The sequence below is a fragment of the Streptomyces sp. S465 genome, from assembly GCF_026898115.1.
GTDB lineage: Bacteria > Actinomycetota > Actinomycetes > Streptomycetales > Streptomycetaceae > Streptomyces > Streptomyces luomodiensis.
The window spans coordinates 666,476-692,460 of sequence record NZ_CP114036.1; the positions used below are offsets into that span (position 1 = coordinate 666,476).

At 72.9% G+C, this 25,985-nt stretch carries 19 protein-coding genes; 11 read left to right on the forward strand and 8 right to left on the reverse strand.

Annotated features, from left to right (window positions below):
• Nucleotides 1–214: 214 nt before the first annotated feature.
• Complete coding sequence (locus N6H00_RS03055; protein ID WP_268969958.1) at nt 215–700, reverse strand: ATP-binding protein; 486 nt, start codon at nt 698–700, stop codon at nt 215–217.
• Entirely contained in the window at nt 697–891 is a 195-nt protein-coding gene (locus N6H00_RS03060; protein ID WP_268969959.1) for a DUF5999 family protein, read from the reverse strand. The genes N6H00_RS03055 and N6H00_RS03060 overlap by 4 nt, the downstream gene beginning before the upstream one ends.
• Before the next feature lie 392 nt (nt 892–1,283).
• Between N6H00_RS03060 and N6H00_RS03065 the strand changes: the two genes are divergently transcribed.
• Nucleotides 1,284–3,587, forward strand: coding sequence for an ATP-binding protein (locus tag N6H00_RS03065; protein WP_268969960.1), 2,304 nt, complete (start codon nt 1,284–1,286; stop codon nt 3,585–3,587).
• A gap of 242 nt (nt 3,588–3,829) precedes the next feature.
• Entirely contained in the window at nt 3,830–5,461 is a 1,632-nt protein-coding gene (locus N6H00_RS03070; RefSeq protein ID WP_268976835.1) for a pyridoxal phosphate-dependent aminotransferase, read from the forward strand.
• Nucleotides 5,462–5,472: 11 nt separating this feature from the next.
• On the opposite strand, the gene N6H00_RS03075 is transcribed toward N6H00_RS03070, so the two are convergent.
• A complete protein-coding gene (locus N6H00_RS03075; protein ID WP_268969961.1) occupies nt 5,473–5,943 on the reverse strand; it encodes a hypothetical protein in 471 nt (156 codons plus the stop codon).
• Nucleotides 5,944–6,155: 212 nt separating this feature from the next.
• On the opposite strand from N6H00_RS03075, the gene N6H00_RS03080 reads away from it, so the two are divergent.
• Entirely contained in the window at nt 6,156–7,016 is an 861-nt protein-coding gene (locus N6H00_RS03080) for a helix-turn-helix domain-containing protein (RefSeq protein ID WP_268969962.1), read from the forward strand.
• Nucleotides 7,017–7,021: 5 nt separating this feature from the next.
• Complete coding sequence (locus N6H00_RS03085; RefSeq protein WP_268969963.1) at nt 7,022–7,258, forward strand: DUF397 domain-containing protein; 237 nt, start codon at nt 7,022–7,024, stop codon at nt 7,256–7,258.
• Nucleotides 7,259–7,331: 73 nt separating this feature from the next.
• Here the strand turns inward: N6H00_RS03085 and N6H00_RS03090 are convergent, their stop codons facing one another.
• Nucleotides 7,332–8,486 (reverse strand): M20 family metallopeptidase, encoded by a 1,155-nt coding sequence (locus tag N6H00_RS03090; protein ID WP_268969964.1) that lies wholly within the window; start codon nt 8,484–8,486, stop codon nt 7,332–7,334.
• Nucleotides 8,487–8,708: 222 nt separating this feature from the next.
• Nucleotides 8,709–9,545, reverse strand: coding sequence for an MOSC domain-containing protein (locus tag N6H00_RS03095; RefSeq protein WP_268969965.1), 837 nt, complete (start codon nt 9,543–9,545; stop codon nt 8,709–8,711).
• A 1,489-nt stretch (nt 9,546–11,034) separates the two neighbouring features.
• On the opposite strand from N6H00_RS03095, the gene N6H00_RS03100 reads away from it, so the two are divergent.
• Nucleotides 11,035–12,204: a transglycosylase family protein gene (locus N6H00_RS03100; RefSeq protein WP_268969966.1), complete on the forward strand. Its 1,170-nt coding sequence runs from the start codon at nt 11,035–11,037 to the stop codon at nt 12,202–12,204.
• Between the two features lie 161 nt (nt 12,205–12,365).
• Here N6H00_RS03100 and N6H00_RS03105 read toward each other — a convergent pair whose 3' ends face one another.
• Nucleotides 12,366–13,103 (reverse strand): DUF429 domain-containing protein, encoded by a 738-nt coding sequence (locus N6H00_RS03105; RefSeq protein ID WP_268969967.1) that lies wholly within the window; start codon nt 13,101–13,103, stop codon nt 12,366–12,368.
• Between the two features lie 61 nt (nt 13,104–13,164).
• Between N6H00_RS03105 and fdh the strand changes: the two genes are divergently transcribed.
• The 4 genes from fdh (at nt 13,165) to N6H00_RS03125 (ending at nt 19,225) form a co-directional block, all read left to right on the forward strand.
• A complete protein-coding gene (gene fdh, locus N6H00_RS03110) occupies nt 13,165–16,428 on the forward strand; it encodes a formate dehydrogenase (protein WP_268969968.1) in 3,264 nt (1,087 codons plus the stop codon).
• Nucleotides 16,425–17,447: a 4Fe-4S dicluster domain-containing protein gene (locus N6H00_RS03115; protein ID WP_268969969.1), complete on the forward strand. Its 1,023-nt coding sequence runs from the start codon at nt 16,425–16,427 to the stop codon at nt 17,445–17,447. The genes fdh and N6H00_RS03115 overlap by 4 nt, the downstream gene beginning before the upstream one ends.
• Complete coding sequence (nrfD, locus tag N6H00_RS03120; RefSeq protein ID WP_268969970.1) at nt 17,447–18,511, forward strand: NrfD/PsrC family molybdoenzyme membrane anchor subunit; 1,065 nt, start codon at nt 17,447–17,449, stop codon at nt 18,509–18,511. Before N6H00_RS03115 ends, nrfD begins: the two co-directional genes overlap by 1 nt.
• Nucleotides 18,512–18,619: 108 nt before the next feature.
• The gene (locus N6H00_RS03125) at nt 18,620–19,225 is read left to right on the forward strand and encodes a DUF4291 domain-containing protein (RefSeq protein ID WP_268969971.1); all 606 of its coding nucleotides are present in this window, start codon (nt 18,620–18,622) and stop codon (nt 19,223–19,225) included.
• 191 nt (nt 19,226–19,416) lie between these two features.
• Here the strand turns inward: N6H00_RS03125 and N6H00_RS03130 are convergent, their stop codons facing one another.
• Both N6H00_RS03130 and N6H00_RS03135 read right to left on the reverse strand, forming a co-directional pair.
• On the reverse strand, nt 19,417–20,277 hold the full coding sequence (locus N6H00_RS03130) for a geranyl diphosphate 2-C-methyltransferase (protein ID WP_268969972.1): 861 nt from the start codon (nt 20,275–20,277) through the stop codon (nt 19,417–19,419).
• A gap of 17 nt (nt 20,278–20,294) precedes the next feature.
• Complete coding sequence (locus N6H00_RS03135) at nt 20,295–21,581, reverse strand: family 2 encapsulin nanocompartment cargo protein terpene cyclase (RefSeq protein WP_268969973.1); 1,287 nt, start codon at nt 21,579–21,581, stop codon at nt 20,295–20,297.
• 274 nt (nt 21,582–21,855) lie between these two features.
• On the opposite strand from N6H00_RS03135, the gene N6H00_RS03140 reads away from it, so the two are divergent.
• Both N6H00_RS03140 and N6H00_RS03145 read left to right on the forward strand, forming a co-directional pair.
• Nucleotides 21,856–22,278 carry a YchJ family protein gene (locus N6H00_RS03140; RefSeq protein WP_268969974.1) on the forward strand — a complete coding sequence of 141 codons (423 nt, stop codon included), beginning with the start codon at nt 21,856–21,858 and terminating at the stop codon, nt 22,276–22,278.
• Between the two features lie 159 nt (nt 22,279–22,437).
• A complete protein-coding gene (locus N6H00_RS03145; protein WP_268969975.1) occupies nt 22,438–25,944 on the forward strand; it encodes a phosphodiester glycosidase family protein in 3,507 nt (1,168 codons plus the stop codon).
• Nucleotides 25,945–25,985: the final 41 nt, after the last annotated feature.

Below are 25,985 nucleotides of genomic sequence, written 5' to 3' on the forward strand. Positions count from 1 at the left end.
CTACACGAGCCAAATGACAGCGATCAAACTCGATCAGTGACGCCCGGAGTCCGCTCAGTCCACCCGGCCAGGCCCCTCATGAGGCCCACCCTGGCCCGCGCGGTGGAGCCCGGAGGCGGAAGGCGTGGTGAGGGTGTTCACCGTTCCGTCCCCGGGCCGTTCGCTATCACTGTGTGGGTACGAGGCGTGGCGTCGGCTACGGCATCTCCTTTCGTCAGTTGACGGCTTCCAGGACGGCCGGAGGGGCGTGGAGCTCGAACCAGACGACCTTGCCCGCCGCTGTGCGGCTGGATCCCCAGCAGCGGGAGAGCAGGTCCAGCAGATGGAGTCCGCGCCCGTGCTCGTCCTCGCCGCCCGTCCGGCACACCCGGGGCTGCGCCGGGTCCCCGTCCTCGACCTCGCACCGGAAGGCGTGGTCGGCGGAGCACAGGGAGAACGTCAGCCGGATGGGGCCGTCCGCGTGCCGCAGGGCGTTGGTGACCAACTCGCTGACGAGCAGCTCCGCGTCGTCGGCGAACTCGTGCAGCGCCCACACCGCCAGCTGGGCGAGCATCAGCCGCCGTGCTCGGGGCACCGAGGCGGGCTCGGAGGGAAGCAGCCAGGACGTCCCGCCGCCGGCGGCGGGAGGCCCGGACCCGTCCGGCGGGCGCTCGGTGCTCACCGGGGAGCCGAGCGCGGGGGTGAGGGTGGTGGCGTTCATGCCGACTGCCCGGAACGGATCCGAGGGGCGGGGAGGACGCGCCCGTCGGGCAGGAGTCCGCCCGTGTCCGCGAAGACCACGACTCCCTTGCGGAGCAGGCTCCACCTCTGCTCGGGGTGGGTGGCCAACACCCGCGCCGACTCGTGATCCGGTGCGTCGGCCGGCGGACAGGGGGGCTGGTGGAGGCACATGCTGCGAACCTTCGATCTTCCGCCGTGGACCGGCGGAACTCGTCACCGAGACCCCCATCGTGGCTGGGCGGAGCGGTGCGTGAGGAGGGGAGATATCCCCGCATCGGTACCCGAACCCGCTCCCGTCCACCCGGTCAGGTCACCGACCGGCGACGGTCGCTCACCCTCGGTGGGTCCCCCGCCCCGGCGGACGGGCCCCGCACCCCGTGAGGGAGGCGTGCGGCGGCTCCCGGCACGGGCGGGCATAGCCTTGAAGGAGGGATGCGGTCCGTGCGGGCAGGGCGTCGGCCCCGCCCACCCGGGCCCGGTGCGAGGCATCGATGGGTGTGTTGGTGACGAGCACCCCGACCGGGCGGCAGACAGGCAGGCTGCCGGCCGAGGTGACGAGTTTCGTGGGACGTCGGCAGGAGACGGCCGAGGTCAAACGTCTGCTGTCCGCGTCCCGCCTGGTCACCCTGACCGGGGTCGGCGGGGTCGGCAAGACCCGGCTGGCGCTGCGGGTCGCCGACGACGCCCGCCGGGCCTTCCCCGACGGCGTCTGGCTGGCCGAACTCGCCGAGCTGGACAACCCGGCGATGCTCGCCCAGGGCGTCACCGAGGCGCTGGAGATCAGGGACCGCTCCTCCCGCCCGGCGATCGACGTCCTCGTCGACCATCTGCGGGACCGGGAGACCCTGATCGTCCTCGACAACTGCGAACACCTCCTGGAGGGGTGCGCCCGGCTCGCCGACCGGCTGCTGCGCGCCGCACCCGGGCTGCGGCTGCTGGCCACCAGCCGTCAGGCGCTGGGCACCGCCGGTGAGCAGAGCCTGGCCGTGCCCGCCCTGGGGCTGCCGGACGCCGAGGCGCCGCGGCCGTCCCTGGGGGCGCTCGCGCAGTGCGACGCGGTACGGCTGTTCATCGAGCGGGCCGTGGCCATCGTGCCCGGCTTCCAGCTCGGCGAGGACAACCGGGACGCGGTCGAAATGATCTGCCGCCGGCTCGACGGCATCCCGCTGGGGATCGAGCTCGCGGTCGTACGGCTGCGCGCCCTGTCCGTGCAGCAGCTGCTGGACCGCCTCGACGACCGGTTCCGGCTGCTCACCACCGGCTTCCGGACGGTCCTCCCCCGCCACCGGACACTGCGGGCGCTGATCGACTGGAGCTACGAACTGTGCACCGAGCGGGAGCGGCTGCTGTGGGCCCGGCTCTCGGTGTTCGCCGGAAGCGTGGACCTGGAGGCGGCCGAGGCGGTCTGCTCGGACGGGGGCATCGAGCGCGCGGAGATCCTGGACCTGGTGACCGAGCTGGTGGACAAGTCGGTGCTGCTCAGGGAGGAGCACCGGACGGCGGTGCGCTACCGGATGCTGGACACGCTGCGGAGTTACGGCCGCGAGCGGCTGGCGGCGTCCGGCGAGGAGGCCGCGCGGCTGCGGCTCCACCGCGCCTACTACCGCCGGCTCGCCGCCGACGCGCGGGCGGCGCTGTTCGGACCGGCCCAGGTGCAGTGGTTCACCCGGCTCAAGCTGGAACACGCCGATCTGCGCACCGCCCTGGAGGGCTGTCTGGCCGATCCCGCGCAGACCAGCTGCGGTCTGAGCATGGCCGCCGATCTGCTCTACCACTGGATCACCAGCTACCACCTCGGCGAGGGACGCCGCTGGCTGGCCCAGGGCCTGGCGCTCTGCCCCGAACCGACCGAGGTCCGGGCGCGGGCCCTGTGGACCGACAGCTGGCTGGCCGTCATCCAGTCGGACACCGACGCCGCCGCGGCCCTGCTCGAGGAGAGCCGGTCCATCGCGACCCGGCTGGGCCTGGACTCCGTGCTCGCCTACACCGCGCTCTACTCCGGCATGGTCGCCATGTACCGGGGCGCGACCCAGGAGGCGATCGCGCTCTATGAGGAGGCCGTGGCCCGCCATCGCGGCACCGGCGATCCGGTGGGGCTGTCCCTGGCGCTGATCCGGCTCTCGCTCGCCCGCTCCTTCATCGGCGACTCGCCGGGCGCCATCGCCCTGGGCGAGGAGTCGCTGGCGGTGTGCGACGCGTACGGGGAGGGCTGGCACCGGGCCTACACGATGATGGCGCTGGGCGTGGACGTCTGGCGCCAGGGCGACACCGCGCGGGCGGCCCGGCTGGAGCGGGAGAGTCTCACCTTCAACCGCTCGCTGGACGACCCGCTGGGCGTCGGGGTCAATCTGGAGGTGCTGGCCTGGATCGCGGCCACCGACCGGGACTACGCGCGGGCGGCCAGGCTGCTGGGGGCCCTGCGGACCATCTGGCACACCATCGGCGCCCCGCTGTCCGGCTACGGCCATCTCGTCCATTACCACGAGGAGTGCGAGGCCACGGTGCGGCGGGCGCTGAGCAAGCCGGCCTTCAACGCGGCGGCCCGGCAGGGCGCCCGGCTCTCCTACGACGAGGCGCTGGAGTACGCGCTGGAGGACGAACTGCCCGGCGGTCAGACGGCGGCGGGCGAACGGCCGTCGCCGCTGACGCCACGGGAGTCCGAGATCGCCGAGCTGGTCGCGCGGGGGCTCAGCAACAAGGAGATCGCCTCCTCCCTGGTCATCGCCCAGCGCACGGCCGAGGGCCATATCGAGCACATTCTGAGCAAGCTCGGTTTCACCTCGCGTGCCCAGGTGGCGGTCTGGGCAGCGGAACAGCACCGCACCACCGGGTTCGAGGGCGAACGCACGCCGGAGGGCAGGGTCTGAAGACCGCGCCACGAAGGGCGGGTTGCGCGAAGGACGAGTGCGGGAGTGTATTCCAGGCGGACGCGCATGTCCTGGGAGTTTTCATAAGCCCCACGAAAATCCGCGCCCGCCCCGGCTGCGGGGGATCATGCGTCAGGCTCGAGGGACGAGCCGCAACGGCCGTGTCGGCGCGTCGACGCGACCCGTGCGACCGAGGAGGTCCCGCCGTGACTGTTGCCGCAGTCGGCCATACCGGTGATGCCATGGAACTCTTCCGCGGCACCGCGCCCAGCCCGTCGTTCCTCGCGCTCCACCGCGCCGGGCTCACGGGTGGCGGACAGGAGCTCGTGGACTTCCGCGTCCCCTGCAACCCGTACTTCCCCACCCCCGCGATGTTCGCCGTGATGGCGGTCAGGCTGCGGGACATCCTCACCTCCTACCCGAGCTCCGCGGAGACCATCACCGCCGAACTGGCCGATGTGCTCGGGCTGCGGCCGCAGACCATGGCGATGGGCAACGGCTCGACCGAGCTCATCACCTGGATCGACCATCTCCTGGTGAAGGAGAGCCTGGCCGTGCCGATCCCCACCTTCGGCCGGTGGACCGACCAGCCGATGGAGACCGGCAAACGGGTCGACATGTTCCAGCTTCCGGAAATGAGCGGGTTCGCCCTCGATCCGAACGCCTTCGTCACCTTCGTACGCTCCCGGGGCTCACGGGCCGCCGTGATCTGCAACCCCAACAATCCCGACGGCGGACTGCTCTCCCGCCGGGCCGTCATCGGCATCATGGACGCCCTGGCCGACCTCGACCTGATCGTGATCGACGAGTCGTTCCTGGAGTTCGCGGACGCCGAGGCGTATCCGAGCGTCGTCGACGAGGCGGTGCTGCGCCCGAACGTGATCGTGCTGCGCGGCCTCGGCAAGAACTTCGGGCTGCACGGTGTGCGGTTCGGCTATCTGGTCGCCCATCCGGCGCTCGCCGCGCAGATCCGCTCCCGGCTGCCGAAGTGGAACCTCAACTCCTTCGCCGAGGTCATCGTCTTCATGCTGAAGCGGTACCGGCACGAGTACGCCGAGAGCCTGCGCATGATCGGCCGCGACCGGCAGCTGATGACCACCCAGCTGGCCGGACTGCCCGGCGTGACGGTCTACCCCTCCCAGGGCAACTTCGTCTTCGTCAGGCTGCCGGGCGGAACGGACGGCAGCTGGGTCCGGGACCAGCTGCTGTCCCAGCACGGCGTGCTGGTGCGCGAATGCGGCAACAAGCTCGGCAGCAGCAGCCAGTTCATGCGCCTGGTGGTGCGTTCCCAGCCGGATGTGCAGCGGCTGCTGACCGGACTGAGCACGGTGCTGTACGGAACGTCCTTCTACGCTCCGCGAGTCGGCTGGGAGCAGCAGCCGTCACTGGACGCGGGCCCATCGGGGCATGCGGGCTACTCGGACTCTGCGGGTTACCCCGGTTATGCGGATGGTGCGGGTGCTTCCGGGTACGGGGTGTCCGCCTCCGCGCAGCGGCAGCCGCTGGACCTGCCCTACCAGCAGCCGCCCGCGGAGCTGGCGCCCGCGTATGTCGCGATGCCCCCGGCCCAGCCGCCCCTGTACCAGGTTCCGGCCGCGCTGCCGCAGCCCCCGATGGTCCAGTTCCAGGCCGCCGCGGGACAGGGGGAGGCGGCCGGGTACGGCCGGGTACGACCGGAGGAGACGACGATCGAACAGTTCCCCGTCCAGGGCCGGCAGCCGGATGCCGGTGCGCCCCAGCCGTCGCCGACGGAGCGGACGCGGACCATGACCTACGACCCCGCCGAGCGGGCCGACGACCCGATGGGGCAGGCTCCGGCGCTGCGGCGCTACCCGCGCCCCGCGGCCTACCTCCAGGACGACTCGATGGCATGACCGCCTTGAGGTCACGATCCCGGCGGCCGGTCGCCGCCCGGCCAGGCCGGGGAGACCCCGGCCGCCGCGCAGACCGCGATGTGCAGCAGCAGGGGATGGGTGTACGGCTCTCCGTCGCCGGGCCAGTGCACCACCCGAGGCTCCTCCGTCCCCGTGGGGCCGGTCCGCCCTCCGGGCGGGCCGGTCACCATGGCACCGGCCGCGTAGACGACCGGTGCGGGCCAGTCGACCCCGACGTCCGACTGAGGCGGCACGATCCACCACCAGCGCCCCGCACCGGCGAGGACACATCCGGCCCGGGGCAGCAGAGCCATGACGCCGGGGCCGTGCCGCTCGGTGATCCCCACCGCGTCATAGGCCCGGTCCCCGCGCAGCGCCGACGGCAGCTGAAGGCGGTGGCGGCCGGGCACCGGGCGGAGTCCACGCCGGACGAACCGGCCGCGGACGAAGCCGGTCAGCGCATCGGCGAAGGCGTACGTCATCTATCGGCACATCACAAAGGTCGGGCCGCTTGCGCCTGCGGTCACTGCGGCAGGGCGCGGTAACGGGATCATGACGCCACTATGCGCACCGCCCCGCACACTTGGCAAGGGTCACTCTGAAAAGTGCAGAGTTGTAAGTGCAATGTGTTCGTTCCGCTCTGGCCATGGCACACTGCGAACATCAGCGTTGGGGAGGTCAGGGAGGGATTCAGGTGAGCGAACCGCGGTCGGCGCCGACCGTGGGTCAGGTCGTCCTCGGCAAGAGGCTCCAGGATCTGCGGGAGAAGGCGGGGTTCAAGCGGGACGAGGCGGCCAGAGTGCTGCGGGTCGCACCCGCCACCGTCCGCCGCATGGAGACCGCCGAGGTCGCACTGAAGGTTCCGTATGTGCAGATGCTGCTGGACGCCTACGGCATCACCGGTGAGGAGCTGGATTCGTTCATCACCCTGACCGAGGAGGCCAACAAGCCCGGCTGGTGGCAGCGGTTCCACGACATCCTCCCGGACTGGTTCAGCGTGCACGTCAGCCTGGAGGGCGCGGCCGAAATGATCCGGGCGTACGAGCCGCACTTCGTCCCCGGACTGCTCCAGACCGAGGACTACGCCCGCGCGGTGATGCAGACCGGTGCCATCGGCCAGGCCGGCCCCCAGCAGGCGGAGCGCCATGTGGCGCTGCGCATGGAGCGGCAGTCGCTGCTCACCCGGAGGGAGCCGCCCCGCCTGTGGGTCGTGATGGACGAGACCGTGCTGCGCCGGCAGGTGGGTTCGGCGACGGTGATGCGCCGCCAGATCGACCGGCTGCTGGAGTCCACCGAGATGCCGCACGTCACGCTCCAGGTCTCGGAGTTCTGCTCCGGGCACCATCCGGGCACCTATGGGCCCTTCGTCCTCTTCCGCTTCGCTGTTCCCGAACTGCCGGACATGGTCTACGTCGAGTACCTGACCGGCGCCGTCTACCTCGATGAGCGCATCGAGGTGGCCTCCCACCTGGAGGCCATGGACCGCATGGCGGCCCAGGCGGCAACCGCACGACGCACAAAGGAAATCCTGCGCGATTTCCGCAAGGAGCTCTGATCGGAATGGACCGCATTCACAACGGCATGCGCGCGACCGACCTCGGCAGCGAGGGCTGGCACAAGCCGTGGAGCGGTGGCAACGGCGGCAACTGCGTCGAAGCCATGAGGCTGGACGACGGCCGGGTCGCGATCCGTCAGTCGACCGATCCGGACGGTCCGGCGCTGATCTACACCCGCAACGAGATCGTCGCGTTCATCCAGGGCGCCAAGGCCGGCGAGGCGGACTTCCTCGTCTCCTGACGTGCCGGGCCGCCGCGTGTCCTCGCACGCGGCGGCCATGGCCGCCGGCCCGGCGGCCGTCTGACTCCGGCCGTTACGAGGCGTCCGCCGCGAGCGCCCGCAGCAGACCGATGGTCAGCGCGGTACGGGACGGGATCGGGGCGAGCACCGTGTGCTCGTGACGGGCGTGGGCACCGGAGCCCAGGGCACCGAGCCCGTCGAGGACCGGGCGGCCGAGCGCGGAGACGAAGTTGCCGTCGCTGGCCCCGCCGACCGCGGTCTCCGTCAGCTCCCAGCCCTGTTCCGCGGCGACGGCGTGGGCCCGCTGGAACAGCCGGCGGGAGGCGTCGCCCGGCACCATCGGCGGACGGTTCCACTCACCGGTGACGGTCAGCCGCACCCGCTGGTCGGAGGGGGCGAGGGCGTGCAGCGCGGCGTCGATCCGCGCCATCTCCTCCGGTTCGGCGATCCGGATGTCGATTCCGCAGCTCGCGCGGGCGGCGATCACATTGCGCCCGGTACCGCCGCTGATCAGCCCCACGTTCACCGTGGTCCCCCGCTCCGGGGCGCTGAGCCCGGCGATCCGCGGGACGACCTCGGCCAGCGCGTGGATGGCACTCGCCCCCGCGAACGGGTCGAGACCCGCATGCGATTCGACACCGTACGCGGTCACGTCGAACAGCCCGACCCCCTTACGGACGGTCTTGAGCGCACCGTCCAGCGATGCCTCGAAGACCAGCGTGGCCAGGACGTCCTCGCTCAGCCGCTCGATATGGCGCCGGGAGGCGGGGCTGCCGATCTCCTCGTCGCCGTTGAGCAGCAGCCGCACCGTGGGATGCGGCAGCTCCAGCTCGCGCAGCAGCCGCAGCGCCCAGACGGCCTGCACCAGCCCCGTCTTCATGTCGAAGACACCGGGTCCGCTCGCCCGGCCGTCCTCGATCTCGAAGGGCCATTCGGCGAGCGTCCCGGCCGGCCAGACCGTGTCGTAGTGGCACAGCAGCAGCACCGTGCCGGGTGCGGTACCGCGATAGGTCACGGTCAGCACATCGCCGTGGGGTCCGCAGTCGTGGCGTTCCGTCGCGTCCGGCTCGCCGAGCCGCTCGACGAGCCAGCCGCTGATCGTGGCGAGCCCGGCGTCCAGCAGCCGCTTGTCATTGCTCGGCGTCTCCAGCTCCACCAGCGTCCGCAGGTCCTGGATCATCTCGGGCAGCGCCTGACGGGTGGCGGCGGTGAGGTCGGAGGGGGTCATCGAGGGGTCCTTCCCGGGCGGCGTGGGTGAGGGAGCGGCTGGGGGCCAACGGACGGGCGCGCCGGGGCCGAGGGGAATGCCCAGCGGCCACCAGACGCGCCGGCCCGCCACCCCTCGGCGCGCTACGTCTGGGTCGTCGCGGGCACCTCCTCGGTCCTCCACCACGGTGTTCCGGGACGAGGACGGCCTGGCCGAGCTGCCGGTCCGGTCAGCGCGACGCCGTCACTCCCCCGGCGGCGTCCCGTCCCACTCCAGGACGGCCACGTCGTCGCCCACGGCCAGTTTTCCGGTGCGGGTCACGGAGAACTGGCAGCCGAAGAACGGGCTGCCACCGTCGTCCCCCCGCCGGTAGCCGGCCAGGGTGCGCAGGGGCTCCGGGCCCGCCTTGGCGCCCGTGTCCTGGTCCACGAGCGTCACCGCGCACCGGTCGGTGAGCTTGGCGAAGCCCAGTTCGGCACCGCCGACGGCCACCTTGCGGACCCGGTCCTCCCAATGGGGTTCGTCCCATCCGTCGATGACGATGCCGGGACGGAAACGGCTCATCGGCACGGCCGCGCCGCCCGCCCCGGTGATCCGCCGGTTCAGCCCGTCCAGACTGGCCCGGGAGACGAGGTGCACCGCGCCGCTGTCGGCGTAGCCGCAGGTGCCGGGGATCCATCCGTCGGTCACCCGGTCGTGCTCCGGGGGCACCCGCACCAGCCTGCTCGGTGCGCCCAGCACCCGCGAGAACCACGCGGCGGCCTCCTCGCCCTGGTCGATGCCGAGGTAGGGCGTGTGGAACACCTTGACCTCGCGCCGGGCGGAGGTGGTGTCGATGTCGAGGGCCAGCTCCCCCTCACCCGGAGCCGACAGGGTGAGCCGGTCGCCACCGGGGCCGACGACCGGGCGAATGACGGCGAGCCGGGGATCGGTCCGCTGGGTGCGGCACACCCCGTCCTCGTCGACGACCATGAACGCGCGGTCGTGCGGCAGACCCGCCTCCGTCAGCAGCGCTTCGGTTACGGGCACGCCCGCACAGCCCTTGATGGGATAACAGGTCAACTCAACGACGGTCGCCACCCGGGCACCTTACCCCAGGGGGGAGCGCCGCACCGGTTCGCCGGCCGGGGCGCTCACGCGTCATCTCCCGGTGTCCGACCGGCGTTTCATGGCACGCGTCAGCTCCGCCGTGCGCCCCCGGACCGGCGTCCAGCGGCAGGGCGTAGTACGGAGTACGCCGGATGACCCATCGAGCACGGCCGGTCGCCACCGGCGCGGACCGTAGATGCGCTACGCCTCCCGCGCAGGAGAAGCCGAATCGCACCATTTCCACGAAGCGGCGGACGAGACCGCGGGAAAAGCGCGGCCGCGGCGTCGCCCGGGGGCCCGGACAGGCGGGGTGCGGATGATGATTCCCGGGGCCGCTCCGGCGAGCGGCCCGAAGGAAGGAAGTCGATGTGGGGCAATGGTATGCGCGGCGGCGCGGTTCCCGCTATACACGGACCGCGTGATTCTCCGCCAGTTCCCCGCCGCCATGACGACCGGCCCTTTTCGGAGAACTGCCGCGGTACCCGGGCGGTCGGCGAGGCGATGCGCGACAAGAGATACGGTAAACGCCGAGTCAAGCCGACTGATCCGCCTCGGAGTCGGTCCGGGCACCACGCGGCTCACCCCCTGTTCCACCTGGCATACCGGATGGGAGAGGGCGCGGAGTCGAGACCCACGGTTCTTCGCCCGGCATCCTCGGTCCCCCGCCGTCTCCCCGCCCGTACCGGACCGGCCCCACCCCCGTGAACGCGGCCGTCGGCGGCGCGGCCCCCGTGGATACCTCCCCGTCGTCCGCCGCGCCGGGAAAAGCAGACGGTCCCGCCCGGCGCGTTCGCTCATGCGTCCCTTCTTCCTCCGCACCGCCGCAAGTCCGTCCTATTTCCCCGCCCCGCCCGCTTCCCGGTCCTCTCCTCCGCTCCCGGCATTCTCCGGTTGCCGGCAGCCGACCGGAACGGCCGCTTCCACAGCGGTGCCGCGCGGTTACGGATGCCCCCTCCGGTCCGGCCGCCGAGCGACGGATCTTGGCCGGGCGGCGCCGCAATAGCACCGGGGAAGGTCCCGCGCTCCGCGCCCGGCCCGCACCGGGCCCCGTATTGAGCCGCCCGCCGCCCGTCTCCGCCCCAACCGTCCGTGCCCCGGCCCGAATTCGCCGGACCGGCCGACCGGGATCGGTCACCGATCACCGGGAAACCAATGCGGCGGAATAGCGTTCCGCCCCGTCCGCCGCCCCGGAGAATCATTTCCCGCCGTACCGGAGCGTCCAGCGCGGTGATCGCCCGCACGATCCCCGTGATCCGCCGGACCGGCCCGGCCGGCGTCCGTGCGCCCCCGGCCCTCCATGCGCCTCCCACCGCTCAGCCGACCGGGCACCGCCCGGTCCCGGAGCGGAACCGGGCGGCGCGCGGCGGCCCATGAGGCCCCCTGCGCCTTGTGACCGGCGGGGCCGGGCTGCGGTACTCGTACAGCCCGCCGGGTCCGCCGGAGGGCACGTCGAGAGCCGTTGTGGAGAGGAACCAGCCTCATGGCCGAACGAGGAAGTCACCGACGCCCCGCATCGCCCAGCCGGATCTCCCCGCTGTGCGCGGCCCTCACCGCGGGCGGCGTCGGCATCGTCCTGCCGCTCCTGGGCACCGGCACCGCCCACGCGGCCCCGGTCGACACCTGGGACCGGGTCGCCACCTGCGAGAGCGGCGGCAACTGGCGCATCAACACCGGCAACGGCTACTACGGCGGGCTTCAGTTCTCCCAGCACACCTGGGAGGCGTTCGGCGGCACCGCGTACGCCCCACGGGCCGATCTGGCCTCCAAGGCCCAGCAGATCGCCGTGGCGGAGGCGGTCCTGCGCGAACAGGGTCCGGGCGCGTGGCCGGTCTGCTCCGTCCGCGGCCGGCTGACCCGGTCCGGCCCGGCCGCCGGGGCGGCTGGCCGCGGCGCGCCCCGAAGCGCCGCACCACGCGCCGAGCACCCGGCCAAGCCCGCCAAGAAGCGGGCCAGGTCCGCCGCGAAGTCCCGGGCCCGGCAGCACACCGCGCGGCGCGCGGCGGCCGGCTCCTACACGGTGGTCCGCGGCGACACGCTGTACCGCATCGCCACGCGTGCGTCGGTCAGCGGCGGCTGGCAGGCGCTGTACCGCGCCAATCGCGGGACCATCGGCGCCAATCCGCATCTGATCCACCCGGGGCAGCGGCTGGCCCTGTCCTCCGGCGCCCGGCAGCCGCGCAAGGCGGCGCCGCGGCGCGGCGCCCCGGCCGCCGCGAGCCGCACGGCGGCCCGGAAGCCGGCCGCCCACCGGCTTGTGGCCCCGGTCGGCGGGCCGGTCGGCACCGCGTACGGCATCCGCGACCCGCGCCGGCCCGGGGGCCACCACACGGGTGTGGACTTCGCGGTCCCCACCGGCACCTCCGTGCGGGCGGCCGCCCCGGGCACCGTGGTGGCGGCGGGGTGGGACGGCACCTTCGGCTACCAGGTGATCATCCGCCACGCCGGGGGCCTGCACACCCACTACGCGCATCTGTCGGCGCTGGCGGTGCGCACCGGGCAGACCGTCGGGGCGGGCCGGCGGATCGCCCGGTCCGGTGACACCGGGAACGCCGCCGGACCGCACCTGCACTTCGAGGTCCGCACCGGCCCGCACCACGGGTCGGACATCGATCCGCTCGCCTATCTGCGCTCACACGGCGCCGGCGGCTGACGGCTCGCACCGGACGCGTCGCGTCCGGCGAAGGTCCATCTCCTGGGGGTGGGGGAAGGGGAGGCCGCCCGAGGCACGGCTCGGGCGGCCTCCCGCCATCCGCGACCGCCCACCGTCCGCGACCGCCCACCGTCCGCGCGGGAAGCCGTCGCGGGGAGCCGTCAGTACCAGATCGCGACGGGGAGCCCCGTGCCCGCCGCCGTCTCCGGCGGGTCGGGAAGGCTCCGGGCGGTCCCGAGCGCGATGCGCCGCGCGCTCCAGGCCGCCGCCGCGGCGTCCAGGACGTCGTCGGGCGGCACCCGCCCGGCCGGTCCGAGGTCGTCGGGCAGAGCGATGCCCCAGTCCGCCAGCAGCCGGCGCCGCACGGCCTGGCCGTTCCAGCTCTTCTTGCTCCAGGCCACCGGCCGCCCCTCGTTGACGGCGGCGAAGGAGACCTCGGGATGGACCTCGTACAGCCGGTGGTCGCCCCCGTCCCGGCAGGCGTTGGCCTCGCGCAGCTTCACCGCCAGCCCCCAGGACTGACGGCTCATTCCCCGGCCGGTCAGCCGACGGCAGCGCGCGTTGGCGTCGGCGTAGTCCGCCGCCTCCCAGACCTCGCGCGGCGGCACGGAGAAGACCCGGGAGCGGTGCGGGGCCACCATGGCGACGGCCAGGCCGTCCGCCGCGCGCCGCTCGGACGTCGGCAGCCCCAGCGGCATGTCGACCGCCACCACGGCGGCCTCCGGTATCCGGCCGAGCAGCTCGCTCAGCCCGCCGGCCGTATCCGCCCCGGCGAAGCGGCCCTGCGCACACAGGGCCACGGCGACCCAGCCGGTGCGGCAGGCATCCACCCCCACGACGGGCGATTCGGCGCATCCGGACGCGGGAGGGGTGTGAAAAGCGGCGCGGCGGGAACCCATGCGCCGTATCTGACCACACGGGCCGACCAGCATGGAACCGAACGGCACGGAAGGACGGGCGATGGGCGTACGTACATGGATCCGGGACTGGCCCGTCTACCGCCAGCTGACCGGAAGCGACCCGCTCGGGCGCGGCGCCGCCGCCACCTCGGCCGCCACCCGTGCACAGCGCCCCCGCACCGCCACCGCCGACAAGGTGGTGAAGTCGGTGTGCCCGTACTGCGCGGTGGGGTGCGCCCAGAACGTCTATGTGAAGGACGGCCGGGTGGTGCAGATCGAGGGCGACCCGGACTCACCGGTCAGCCGCGGCCGGCTGTGTCCCAAGGGCTCGGCGACCCTCCAGCTGACCACCGGTGAGTCCCGCCGCCACGAGGTGCTCTACCGCCGCCCGTACGGCACCGCATGGGAGCGGCTGGATCTGGACACCGCGATGGACATGGTCGCCGACCGGGTGGTCCGCACCCGCCGCGAGACCTGGCAGTGGCAACAGGACGGGGTCGACGTCAACCGCACCCTGGGGATCGCCAGCCTCGGCGGCGCCACCTTGGACAACGAGGAGAACTACCTCATCAAGAAGTTGCTGACCGGGCTCGGGGTGGTCCAGGTGGAGAACCAGGCCCGGGTCTGCCACTCCGCCACGGTCGCCGGGCTCGGCACCTCCTTCGGCCGGGGCGGCGCCACCACCTTTCTCCAGGACATGCAGAACTCGGACTGCATCGTGATCGAGGGCTCCAACTTCGCCGAGGCGCACCCCGTGGGCTTCCAGTGGGTGATGGAGGCCAAGGCGCGCGGCGCGAAGGTCATCCATGTCGATCCGCGGTTCAGCCGCACCAGCGCGCTGGCCGATCTGTACGTGCCGATCCGGGCCGGCACCGACATCGCCTTCCTCGGCGGCATCATCAACCACGTCCTGACCGGCGGCCACGACTTCCGCAGTTACGTCCTGGAGTACACCAACGCCGCCACCATCGTCGGCGAGGATTTCCAGGACACCGAGGACCTGTCCGGGATCTTCTCCGGCCTCGACCCGGAGACCCGCCACTACGACGTCTCCACCTGGACCTATGAGGGCGGCCAGGTCCAGGCCCCGCAGGGCGCGCCCGACGAGCTGTACCAGGAGCGCACCCGCCGTGGCGCGTCCCTGTCGACCGCCGCCTTCTCCGAGTCCCACGGCTCCGGCGGCGCGCCCGTCTCCGCGCAGGTCCCCACCGACCGCACCCTGGAGCACCCGCGCTGCGTGTACCAGATCCTCAAGCGCCACTTCTCCCGGTACACACCCGAAATGGTCGAGGAGACCTGCGGGATCCCCCGGGACACCTTCCTGGAGGTGTGCCGCGCGCTGGTGGAGAACTCCGGCCCGGACCGCACCTCGGAGTTCGTGTACGCGGTCGGCTGGACCCAGCACACCGTGGGCTCCCAGTACATCCGCACCGCGAGCATCCTCCAGCTGCTGCTGGGCAACATCGGCCGGCCCGGCGGTGGCATCCAGGCGCTGCGCGGCCACGCCAGCATCCAGGGCTCCAGCGACATCCCGACCCTGTTCAACGTGCTCCCCGGTTACATCCCCATGCCGCACGCCCACGCGCACGAGGACCTGGACACCTTCATCGAGGCCATAAAGACCGACAAGGGGTTCTGGGGGGAGATGCGCTCCTACGTCGTCAGCCTGCTCAAGGCGTACTTCGGCGACGCGGCGCGCGCGGACAACGACTACTGCTTCGGCCATCTGCCCCGGCTGACCGGCTCCCACAGCACCTACCACACGGTGAAGGAGATGCTGGAGGGGCGCTGCAAGGGCTACTTCCTGATGGGCGAGAACCCCGCCGTGGGCTCGGCCAACACCAAGATGCAGCGGCTGGCCATGGCCAACCTGGAGTGGCTGGTGGTCCGCGACTTCTCCCTCATCGAGTCCGCCACCTGGTGGCAGGACGGTCCGGAGATCGAGACCGGCGAGCTGCGCACCGAGGACATCGCCACCGAGGTGTTCTTCTTCCCCGCCGCCGCCCACACCGAGAAGTCGGGCTCCTTCACCAACACCAACCGCATGCTCCAGTGGCACTTCGCCGCCAAGGAGCCCGACGGCGAGGCGCGCAGCGATCTGTGGTTCATGTACCACCTGGGACGGCGGATCAAGGAGCGGCTGGCGGACTCCACCGACCCCATGGACCGGCCCGTCCAGGATCTGGCCTGGTCCTACCCCACCGAGGGGCCGCACGCCGAGCCCAGCGCCGAGGCGGTCCTGGCCGAGATCAACGGCCGTGACGCGCGGGGCGCGCCGCTCAGCGCCTACACCCAGCTGAGGGACGACGGCTCCACCTCCTGCGGCTGCTGGATCTACTGCGGGGTGTACGCCGACGGCGTCAACCAGGCCGCCCGCCGCAAACCCCACACCGAGCAGGACTGGATCGCCGCCGAATGGGCCTGGTCCTGGCCCGCCAACCGCCGCATCCTCTACAACCGCGCCTCGGCCGATCCGTCCGGCGCCCCGTGGAGCGAACGCAAGGCGCTGGTGTGGTGGGACGCCGACCGGCAGCGGTGGACCGGCCATGACATCCCCGACTTCGTCCCCGACCGGGCGCCCTCCTACCGGCCGCCAAAGGACGCCAAGGGCCCGGACGCGCTCAGCGGGGTGGACCCGTTCATCATGCAGGCCGACGGCAAGGGGTGGCTGTACGCCCCGGCCGGGCTGGTGGACGGCCCGCTGCCGACGCACTACGAGCCGCAGGACTCCCCGGTGCGCAATCCGCTCTACCCGGAGCAGCAGCGCAACCCGGTCCGGGAGGTGCTCCCCGATGAACACAACCTCTTCCATCCCAGCGGGGGCGAACCGGGCAGCGAGGTGTTCCCGTACATGATCACCACCTATCGGCTCACCGAGCACTTCACGGCGGGCGGGATGAGCCGCTGGACGCCGTACCTCGCCGAGCTCCAGCCGGAGTTCTTCTGCGAGGTCTCCCCCGAGCTGGCCGCCGAGCGGCGTCTGGAGCACACCGGCTGGGCGACGCTGATCAGCGCCCGCGGGGTGATCGAGGCCCGGGTGATGGTCACCGAGCGGATGTCCCCGATCAGGGCCGGGGGCCGCACCGTGCATCAGATCGGGCTGCCGTACCACTGGGGCCCCAATGGCTACACGCGCGGCGACGCCGCCAATGAGCTGTCCGCCATCGCCCTCGACCCGAATGTCCACATCCAGGAGGTGAAGGCGCTGAGTGCCGACATCCGTCCCGGCCGCCGACCCCGCGGCCCGGGGCTGACGGCCCTGCTCGACAGCTACCGGCGGCGCGCCGGTATCACGGTGCGGACCGGAACGGAGGTGCGGGGATGACCGAGACCTCCGGGCGGTCGTCGCTCATCGGCCGCAATCTGCTGGCCGGAGCCGAACCGGACGTCGCCGGGGACGCCGGACACCAGGGGCATCCGCCGCGGGCCGGCTTCTTCACCGACACCTCGGTGTGCATCGGCTGCAAGGCGTGCGAGGTGGCCTGCAAGGAGTGGAACGCCATCCCGGAGGACGGGCTGGACTTCACCGGCATGTCCTTCGACAACACCCAGGGACTGGGCGCCTCCACCTGGCGCCATGTGGCCTTCATCGAACAGAACAAGCCGCTGGGCCGGACCGAGGTGGCGGTCGACCACGGCGATGTCGATGTACTCGCCCTCGCCTCCCAGGGCTCCGGGACCCCGGTCGAACAGGCGGCGATCACCCCCACCTCCCCCGCGCCCGCCCCGTCCCAGGACGGGCAGACCGGGCTGCGGTGGCTGATGGCGTCGGACGTGTGCAAGCACTGCACCCATGCCGCGTGTCTGGACGTCTGCCCGACCGGTGCGCTGTTCCGCACCGAGTTCGGGACCGTGGTGGTCCAGGACGACATCTGCAACGGCTGTGGCTACTGCGTGCCCGCGTGTCCGTACGGGGTCGTCGATGTGCGGCCCGAGGACGGCGGGGCCCACAAGTGCACCCTGTGCTACGACCGGCTGGGCGCCGGCCAGGAGCCCGCGTGCGCCAAGGCGTGTCCCACCGACTCCATCCAGTTCGGCCCCCTGGACGAGCTGCGCGAGCGCGCCGCCGCCCGGGTCGAGGAGCTGCACCGGCTGGGGGTCGAGGACGCCCGGCTGTACGGGCACGACCCGGAGGACGGCGTGGGCGGCGACGGCGCCTTCTTCCTGCTGCTGGACGAGCCGGAGGTGTACGGGCTGCCGCCGGACCCGGTGGTCACCACCCGGGATCTGCCCTCGATGTGGCGGCACGCGGGCGCCGCGGCGCTGACCCTGCTCGGCGGCGTGGCCGCGGTGTTCGCGGCGCAGGCCGGCGTGAGCGGGCGCCGTACCGGAAGGAGGCGCTGATGAGCGAGTCGGACGTCACCCGCGACGGTGTCCGTGGCGAACGGCCGGGCCGGGACGCGCTGGTCGGCCGGGGAATGGGGGACGGCGAGCGGCCGGACGGCAAGCGGCGCGGCCGCAAGGGCGGTACCGGCCGCAGAGGTGATCAGCCGATGGTCCCCCGGGCGGAGTTCACCTCCTACTACGGCCGGCCGGTGCTCAATCCGCCCACCTGGCAACCGCGGGACATCGCGGGCTACTTCTTCCTCGGCGGGCTCGCGGGAGCCGGCTCGGTGCTGGCGGCGGGCGCCGAGCTGACCGGCCGTCCGGGCATGGCCCGCGCGCTCAAGGTGTCCTCGCTGGCCGCCCTGACCGGCTCCACCGCCGCCCTGATCCATGACCTCGGACGCCCCGGGCGGTTCGCCCATATGCTGCGGGTCTTCAAGCCCACCTCCCCGATGAGCGTCGGCTCGTGGCTGCTGGCGGCCTACGGCCCGGTGGCCGGGGCCGCCCTCGCCTCGGACCTGACCGGGCGGCTGCCGCGCGCCGGGCGGGCGGCCACGGTGGCGGCGGCGCTGCTGGGCCCGGCGGTGGCCTCGTACACGGCGGTGCTGGCAGCCGACACGGCCGTCCCGGCGTGGCACGACGGCTACCGCGAACTGCCGTATCTGTTCGTCGGCTCGGCCGCCACCGCGGCGGGCGGTATGGCCCTGCTGGCCTCGCCCGTCGCCGAGAACGCCCCGGCGCGCGGTGTGGCGCTGCTCGGCACGGCGGTGGAGACCGCCGCCGTCAAGGCCATGGAGCGGCGGCTCGGCGTGGTCGCCGAAACCTACCGCGAGGGCCGGGCGGGGCGGCTGATGCGCACCGCCGAGGCGCTGTCGGCGGCGGGCGCGCTCGGCGGCGCCCTCCTCGGCCGCCGCAGCCGCACCGCCGCGGCCCTCAGCGGCGCGGCCCTGCTGGCGGCCTCCGCCTGCACCCGCTTCGGCGTCTTCCACGCCGGGATGCGGTCGGCAAAGGACCCGAAGTACACGGTGCTGCCCCAGCGGGAACGGCTCGAGGCGCGGCGGGAGCGGCCACAGGAAGGCTGATCCCGCCGCGGCGGGGCGGCCGCCCCGGTGCGGACAGCCGCCCCGCCCCGCGACGGCGCACGGAAAATCGCTGGCCGGACGGCATCCGTCGGACCACCCTGGTGGCCCATGGAACAACCGTCCGCCCCTCCCCGCCACCAGATACGCGCCCAGCACACCGCCTCCACGGTCACCGTGTACCAGGCGTACGGCCCGCACATCGGCCTGCCCGCCGCCCGCGACGGCCGGTTCCCCGCCGCCTGGAAGCGGGACCGGATGACCTGGATCAAACCCTCGTTCCGGTGGATGATGTACCGCTGCGGCTGGGGCGAGAAGGCGGGGCAGGAGACCGTCCTGGCCCTCGACATCACCCGCGAGGGCTTCGAGTGGGCGCTGCGCAACGCCTGTCTGTCGCACTACGTCCGCGGACTCCACGCCGACGAGGCGTCCTGGAAACGGCAGCTGCGGCAGGCTCCCGCACGGGTGCAGTGGGACCCGGAGCGCGATCTGCGCCTGCGGCCACTTCCCCACCGCTCCCTCCAGCTGGGCCTGGCGGGCGAGGCCGCCCGCCGGTACGCCGACGAGTGGACGGTGGCCATCCGCGACGTGACCCCACTCGCCCGCGAGATCCACGCACTCGTCCGCGAGGGTGACCTGGAGGCGGCCGCCGCACAGCTCCCCGCGGAGCCCCCGTACCCGGCCACGGACGACCTGCTGGCCCATCTGGGTGCCTAGGGCTGTCGCGGTCCGTAGGCGTCCAGGAAGCGGTCGCGGAAGGAACCCATCTTCCACACCGGGGCCTTCGCGTCCGGCATCAGACCGTCCTGCCAGCCCCAGCCGGAGATCCGGCGCCACCACCCGCCTCCCCCTCGACGGCAGCGACAGCAGCGGTGTGGCCCCGCACATCCCCTCCACCGGGATGCGCATCAGACCCGGTCGGCCGCGATCAGCAGGTACTGGAAGGAGCCGTCCTTGTAGGAGTTGATGAACGCCTCCTCGATGCCGGTGACCAGCGAGGACGTGGCCCGCAGCTCCCAGTAGGGCAGGGTCGCGGACGTGAGGTCGATGACGGCCTGCGGCACCAGGCGATTGTCGGCCATGGCGCGCAGGTACTCCCGGCGGGAGTGGATGTTGCACTCGAAGTGCGCGTTGATCTGGGAGACCCACTTCGAGGGCTGGCCGTACCGCGGGTTCCAGCAGCCGGTGATGGTCACGTAACGGCCGCCGGCCGCGAGGACGCGCGCGTGCTCGGCGAACAGGTCGTGCAGGTCGACGTACATGCTCGACTCGTTGTTCCACGAGGCCGCGGCCTGCCCGGTCTCGAAGGGCATGCCGAGCATGTCGCAGACGCGGGCGCGGACATGGTCGTCCATGCCGAGTTCGCGGGCGCGCTGGTTGGCGAAGTCGGCCTGCTTGGCCGACAGGGTGACGCCCTCGACCGTGCACCCGAAGCGCTGGTGGGCCATGACCATCGAGCCGCCGCGACCGCAGCCGGCGTCCACGAGCGTGGCGTCGCGCTCGATGGGGCCAAGGTGGTCCAGGAGGAGCTCGGCCTGCGCGGACTCCAGCCGGTGGAGTTCGGCGATCAGCCGGCTCTCGTACGAACTGTCGTCGGCGTCACCGAGGGCGGCGTGGTCGACGGCGCCGATGCCGTAGTGGTGGTGGTAAAGACCGTCCACATCGCCCAGACGCAGGTTCACGGGCCTGGCCTCGCCGTCCCAGTAGCGGGCGATGTCCCCCTGGTAGGGCGTGGCGGGGGCGGGGATGAACACGGAGGTACTCGTCATGGTCAAGTCCATTCTCCTCACCAGAAGTCGGGGAGGCTGTACCGATAGGTGTTGGTCTGGTGCCAGTAGTGGTTGCCGTCGACCCATGCGGCCACCCCCCGCAGGAAGCGCTGCACGCTCGGGACGGGGCAGGCGGCGGCCAGGGCCGCGGCCTCGGCCTCGAAGTCGTGCATGAGGTCGTTGTGGACCTCGACCGCCTTCAGATAGGCCGCGCGGTCGGAGATGCCCTCACGCTGGGCGAGCACCACGGGCAGGTTCAGGTGCCGGCCGGGGGCGGCGAGTTCCTTGGTGTACGAGTACAGGTCGTTGACGATGGTGGTGGCGTTCCCGGCGAGCGCGATGACCCGCTGCATGGCGGGCTGGGCGTGCAGGTCCGCCGGCAGTTCGTAACCGCCGACGGTGTCGGTGATGGTGGGGCACGGACGGAAGTTGTTGAACTGGCGCATCGCCAGGTATTCCCACACCTCGGGGACGTGGTCCGTCTGCGCCCAGGCGGCCTCGGCGAGGTACCCCATGTGCAGACGCGCCATGTCGTGCCGGTACCGGTCGGCCTGGGAGGCGCTGGCCGCTTGGACGAAGTACTCCATGGCGGAGCGGTAGGCACGGCGCGGCGCGTCCGAACCCAGCGACTCCGCCCACGGCGGCTGGTACTCCCTCGTCGTGTGCAACGGGTCGAGGGCGGTGTGCGCCAGCAGAAGGCGGCCGCCGAGGCCGATCGGCGAACCTCCGTGGTCCTCGCAGTAGCAGTCGTCCACCGCGTTCTCGGCGACCATCAGGCGCGTGGCGAGCATCAGGTGATCGACGCCGGGGGCGTCCGGATGGCAGGCGACCATGTAGCGCCCCACGGAGAAGCCGTCGAACTGGTCCTCCCAGTCATCGGGGTACAGGTCGACCTCGTCCACCGCCCAGGCCTTGATCCTGCGGCCGACCTCGTCCACCCGGACGGGGTCGGGCTCGGGCACCGGGTGGTGGTAGAGGCCCGGGATCGGATTGCCCTCCGCGGGAGCCGCCGCCGGCTCCGGCGGAGCCGGCGTCTTGCGCGGGGCCGGCGTCTCGCGCGGGGCCAGGTGCAGGCCCGCCGTGCCCAGACCGCTGGGGCCGCGCAGCACCGGCCCCCGGCCGGCGCTCGGTGGCCGCGCCCCGGGGGCGGGGACGTCGACGGGAGGCGGTGCGGGCGAGGCAGGCACAGCGGGCCGACGGCCGGTGGCGGCCGCGATGTCGCGGGCGCGGGCGGCGGCATCGGCGAGGACGTACGTCTGCCGGGGCGGCCCCGGCTGTGCTTCCGGGCTGGTACCAACAGTCATCGAAGCGGGCTCTCCTTCGTCAGGGCGGCGGCCGACGTGCGTGCGCGTCTTCGGAAATGAGGAGAAGAGAGGATAAGAGGGGAGAAACGATGAGAAGAGCGGCAAACATCCGGGAATCCGTCCAGATCCCCGGGAACACTAACGGCCGGCACCCCCAGTCGGCCCTGCTAACCCGTTGGCGTTAACTCGATAAGATGATCTGACGCCATGCGAGGTTTGCCCGGCTGTCGGGGCCTGAACGGGCCTGGGCGCCCCACCCGTCACAATGGGGATCATGTCCCGACGCACCCGACGCCCGCGGCCGGCCCCCGCCACCCCGGCCTCCTGCCCCTGCGGGCTGCCCTCGGCCTATGCCGACTGCTGCGGCCGGCTGCACCGCGGCCAGGGCCGGGCGACCACCGCCGAACAGCTGATGCGCTCGCGCTACAGCGCCTTCGCCGTCGGGGACGAGGCATACCTGCTGCGCAGCTGGCACCCCACCACCCGGCCGCCCGGCATCGGCCTCGACCCCGGGCTGCGCTGGGTGCGCCTGGAGATCCTGGGGACGACCGAGGGCAGCGCGTTCCACACCACGGGCACCGTCGAGTTCCGCGCCCACTACATCCAGGGCGGCCAGGCCGGCTCGCTCCACGAGAACAGCCGCTTCGTACGCCATGAGGGCGCCTGGGTCTATCTCGACGCGGTGACCGAGGACTGATCCCGCACCACGGGGGCCGGCGCGACCACCGGCCGCGCCGGCTTGGCCATATGTTTCCCATGTCGTCGCCGTCGCCTTCTGGTGCCTGGTCAACTCCGCGGCGATGCTGGGGCGCTGTGCGTGTGAACCACGCGAGTCCCATGGCCCCATGGAGTTGCCGTGCCTCCTGTCGCGTTCGCCAGACCCCTGGCGGCCCTGGCCGCGGTGTCCGCCCTTGTCCTGGGCGCCGCCGGCCAGGCCACCGCCGACCCCACCCCAGCCCCGGCTCCCGAGCCGCTGCCGCGGTCGTCCTCGGAGATGCTGCGGCCCATCGCACCACCGGCCGCCAGCGGTACGACGGGCACCCGCTCCGTGGCCGACGGCGACGGACTGCAGACCGCCCGCTCCTCCCGGCCGGTCGCCCCGGGAGTGCGGCTGACCTCCTACGACCGGCTGGAGTCCGACAAATGGCTGCGGGTGGACTCGCTGTCGGTGGACCTGGCCGGCGGCACCAAGGTCGACTATCTGCACCCCGGCCAGGTCGCGAAGCGCGAAACCGTCTCCCGACTGGCCGCCGAGCACGACCCCGGGCCCGGCCGCCGCACGGTCGCGGCGATCAACGGTGACTTCTTCGACATCAACCAGACCGGCGCCCCCGAGGGCAACGGCATCAGCGGCGGCCGCCTCGTCAACTCCGCCTCCGCGGCCGGACCCGGACGGGCCGTCGGCATCGGACCGGCCGACGCGGGCCGCGTCCTCCAGCTCTACTTCGACGGCACCCTGACCCTCCCCGACGGCCCCCATCCGCTCGCGGCGCTCAACGCGGCCAACGTCCCGGCCGCCGGAATCGGCGCCTACACCGCCCAGTGGGGCGGGGCGGACCGGGCGCAGACCGTGGACGGCGCACGGCGCACCGCCGAGGTCACGGTCGAGGACGGCAAGGTCACCCAGGCGGCCACCGCGCCCGGCGACGACCCGGTCCCGGCCGGTGCGACCGTGCTGGTCGGCCGGGACGCCGGCGCCGACGAGCTGTCCGAACTGGCCGTCGGCGACCCGGTATCGATGGAGTACCGGCCGCGCACCGACAGCGGCGACCTGCCGGACACCGCCGTCAGCGGCCGGGAACCGCTCGTCGTCGACGGCAAGGCGGTCGACCACGAGGGCGAGGGCAACAACACCACGGCGCCACGCACCGCCGTCGGCTTCTCCCGCGACGGCCGCACCATGCAGATCCTCACCGTGGACGGGCGGCAGGCCGACAGCGGCGGGGTCACCCTCACCGAACTGGGCCTGATGATGAAGGACGCGGGCTCCTACAGCGCGCTCAACCTCGACGGCGGCGGCTCCTCCACCCTGGTCGCCCGCGAGCCCGGCAGCGACACCCCGCGGGTGGAGAACAGCCCGTCCGACGGCAGCGAACGCCTCGTCCCCAACGGCCTCGCCCTCACCGCCCCCGACGGCAGCGGCCGGCTCAAGGGCTTCTGGGTGGACACCGCGATGGACCGCGCCTCCGCACCCACCGTGGACCCGGTCCGGGGCGGCCACCCCGAGCGGGTCTTCCCCGGGCTCACCCGCCGCCTCACCGCCGCCGGTTACGACGAGACCTACGGGCCCGCCGAGGGCACCCCGCAGTGGCACCCGGCCGACCCCCGGATCGGCCGGGTCGACGCCGACGGCACCTTCACCGCCCGCCACAGCGGCGACACCACCGTCACCGCCCGGCGCGGCGCCGCCCACGGCGACACCGGCCTCACGGTCCTGGACCGGCTGGACCGCATCCAGCCCACCACCCGGCTGGTGGGCCTGGCCGACGCCGAGGCCACCGGCCGGTTCGGCATCGTCGGCCTGGACGCGCACGGCACCAGCGCTCCCATCGAGCCGTCCGATGTCCGACTCTCCTACGATCACGCCCTGTTCGACATCGCCCCGGACCCCGGAACGGGCACCTTCACCGTGACGGCGCGCCGCGGCGAGGCCGCGGGGCAGGTCAAGGCCACCGCCGGCGGCGCCGAGACGGTGCTCGCCGTCACCGTCGGACTGACCGAGCGGCAGGAGGCGTCCTTCGACGACGCCGACCGCTGGGCCTTCAGCCAGGCCCGCGCCTCCGGTTCGGCCCAGGCCACATCCGACGGCCACACCGGCACCGGGCTGAAGCTGGACTACGACTTCACCCAGTCCACGGCCACCCGCGCCGCCTATGTCACCCCGCCCCAGCAGATCGCGGTGGACGGGCAGCCGCAGTCCTTCGGCCTGTGGATCAAGGGCGATGGCAACGGGGCATGGCCCACCCTCCACCTGAAGGACGCGGCGGGCTCCGACCAGTTGCTCCGCGGCCCGTATGTGACCTGGACCGGATGGCGACATGTCGACTTCACCGTCCCGGCCGGGATCGCGTATCCGCTGAAGGTCCACCGTTTCTACCTCGCCGAGACCTCCGCCACCCGCCAGTACACCGGCAGCGTGGTCATCGACGACCTGACGGCACGGGTGCCGCCCTCCGTCGACCTGCCGGCGGAGAGCGCGCGCCCGGACCCGCTGATCTCCACCGCCACCTGGACGCGGGGGCGCGACTGGCGGTTCGCGGTGATGTCCGACGCGCAGTTCGTGGCCCGCGACCCGGACAGCCCGATCGTCGCCCAGGCCCGCCGCACCCTGCGGGAGATCAAGGCGGCCAAGCCCGACTTCCTGGTGATCAACGGGGACTTGGTGGACGAGGGCTCCCCCGCCGACCTGTCCTTCGCCCGCACCGTGCTGACGGAAGAGCTGGGCGATGAGTTGCCCTGGACCTACGTACCGGGCAACCACGAGGTGATGGGCGGCTCCATCGACAACTTCACCACCGCATTCGGGCCCGCGCACCGCACCTTCGACCACCGCGGCACCCGCTTCCTCACCCTGGACACCTCCCGTCTGGGACTGCGCGCCGGCGGCTACGGCCAGATCAAGGAGTTGCGCGCCCAGCTGGACGCGGCCGCGAAGGACCCCGGCATCGGCTCGGTCATGGTGATCGAGCACGTGCCGCCGCGTGACCCCACCCCGCAGCAGGGCAGCCAACTGAGCGACCGCAAGGAGGCGGCCCTGCTGGAGGGCTGGCTGGCCGACTTCCGCCGCACGACGGGCAAGGGCGCGGGGTTCATCGGCAGCCATGTCGGCACCTTCCACGCCTCACGGGTGGACGGCGTCCCGTACCTGATCAACGGCAACTCCGGCAAGGACCCCGCCACCCCGCCCGGCCAGGGCGGCTTCACCGGCTGGTCGTTGGTCGGCGTGGACCAGGTCTCGGCACGGGAACAGGCGGCCGCGCGCCACGCACCGTGGCAGGGCGGCCCGGACTGGGTGTCGGTGCAGACCCGCGCCCATGTGGACGGGCTGACCGTCACCGCCCCGGCCGAACTGCCCACCGGGCAGGACGCCGACGTCACGGCGACCGTCCTCCAGGGCGACGGGGCCGATGCCCGCCGGGTGCCGGTCGGCTTCCCGCTGAGCGCGGACTGGACCGGCTCACCCCGTCTCCACATCGGCGATCCGGACGACGCCGGGCGCCATGACGTGGCGGCGTACGACCCGGCGAGCGGCAGGCTGACCGCCCTGCGCCCGGGTACGGCCACCCTCACGGTGAGCGTGAACGGCGCGACCGCGCGGGCACGCTTCACCGTCACCGCGCGGGCGGCGCGGGCCGCGGCGTAGCCGGACCGGTGGGGGCGGGGCGCGCACACCGGCCCGCCCCC

What these genes read in the sequence shown, in the direction of transcription:
- fdh (WP_268969968.1), top strand. Translation starts at nt 13,165, where the DNA reads ATGGGCGTACGTACATGGATCCGGGACTGGCCCGTCTACCGCCAGCTG.
- N6H00_RS03115 (WP_268969969.1), top strand. Translation starts at nt 16,425, where the DNA reads ATGACCGAGACCTCCGGGCGGTCGTCGCTCATCGGCCGCAATCTGCTG.
- N6H00_RS03105 (WP_268969967.1), bottom strand. Translation starts at nt 13,103, where the DNA reads ATGGGTTCCCGCCGCGCCGCTTTTCACACCCCTCCCGCGTCCGGATGC.
- N6H00_RS03090 (WP_268969964.1), bottom strand. Translation starts at nt 8,486, where the DNA reads ATGACCCCCTCCGACCTCACCGCCGCCACCCGTCAGGCGCTGCCCGAG.
- N6H00_RS03125 (WP_268969971.1), top strand. Translation starts at nt 18,620, where the DNA reads ATGGAACAACCGTCCGCCCCTCCCCGCCACCAGATACGCGCCCAGCAC.
- nrfD (WP_268969970.1), top strand. Translation starts at nt 17,447, where the DNA reads ATGAGCGAGTCGGACGTCACCCGCGACGGTGTCCGTGGCGAACGGCCG.
- N6H00_RS03085 (WP_268969963.1), top strand. Translation starts at nt 7,022, where the DNA reads ATGGACCGCATTCACAACGGCATGCGCGCGACCGACCTCGGCAGCGAG.
- N6H00_RS03055 (WP_268969958.1), bottom strand. Translation starts at nt 700, where the DNA reads ATGAACGCCACCACCCTCACCCCCGCGCTCGGCTCCCCGGTGAGCACC.
- N6H00_RS03130 (WP_268969972.1), bottom strand. Translation starts at nt 20,277, where the DNA reads ATGACGAGTACCTCCGTGTTCATCCCCGCCCCCGCCACGCCCTACCAG.
- N6H00_RS03135 (WP_268969973.1), bottom strand. Translation starts at nt 21,581, where the DNA reads ATGACTGTTGGTACCAGCCCGGAAGCACAGCCGGGGCCGCCCCGGCAG.
- N6H00_RS03140 (WP_268969974.1), top strand. Translation starts at nt 21,856, where the DNA reads ATGTCCCGACGCACCCGACGCCCGCGGCCGGCCCCCGCCACCCCGGCC.
- N6H00_RS03075 (WP_268969961.1), bottom strand. Translation starts at nt 5,943, where the DNA reads ATGACGTACGCCTTCGCCGATGCGCTGACCGGCTTCGTCCGCGGCCGG.
- N6H00_RS03100 (WP_268969966.1), top strand. Translation starts at nt 11,035, where the DNA reads ATGGCCGAACGAGGAAGTCACCGACGCCCCGCATCGCCCAGCCGGATC.
- N6H00_RS03070 (WP_268976835.1), top strand. Translation starts at nt 3,830, where the DNA reads ATGGAACTCTTCCGCGGCACCGCGCCCAGCCCGTCGTTCCTCGCGCTC.
- N6H00_RS03060 (WP_268969959.1), bottom strand. Translation starts at nt 891, where the DNA reads ATGTGCCTCCACCAGCCCCCCTGTCCGCCGGCCGACGCACCGGATCAC.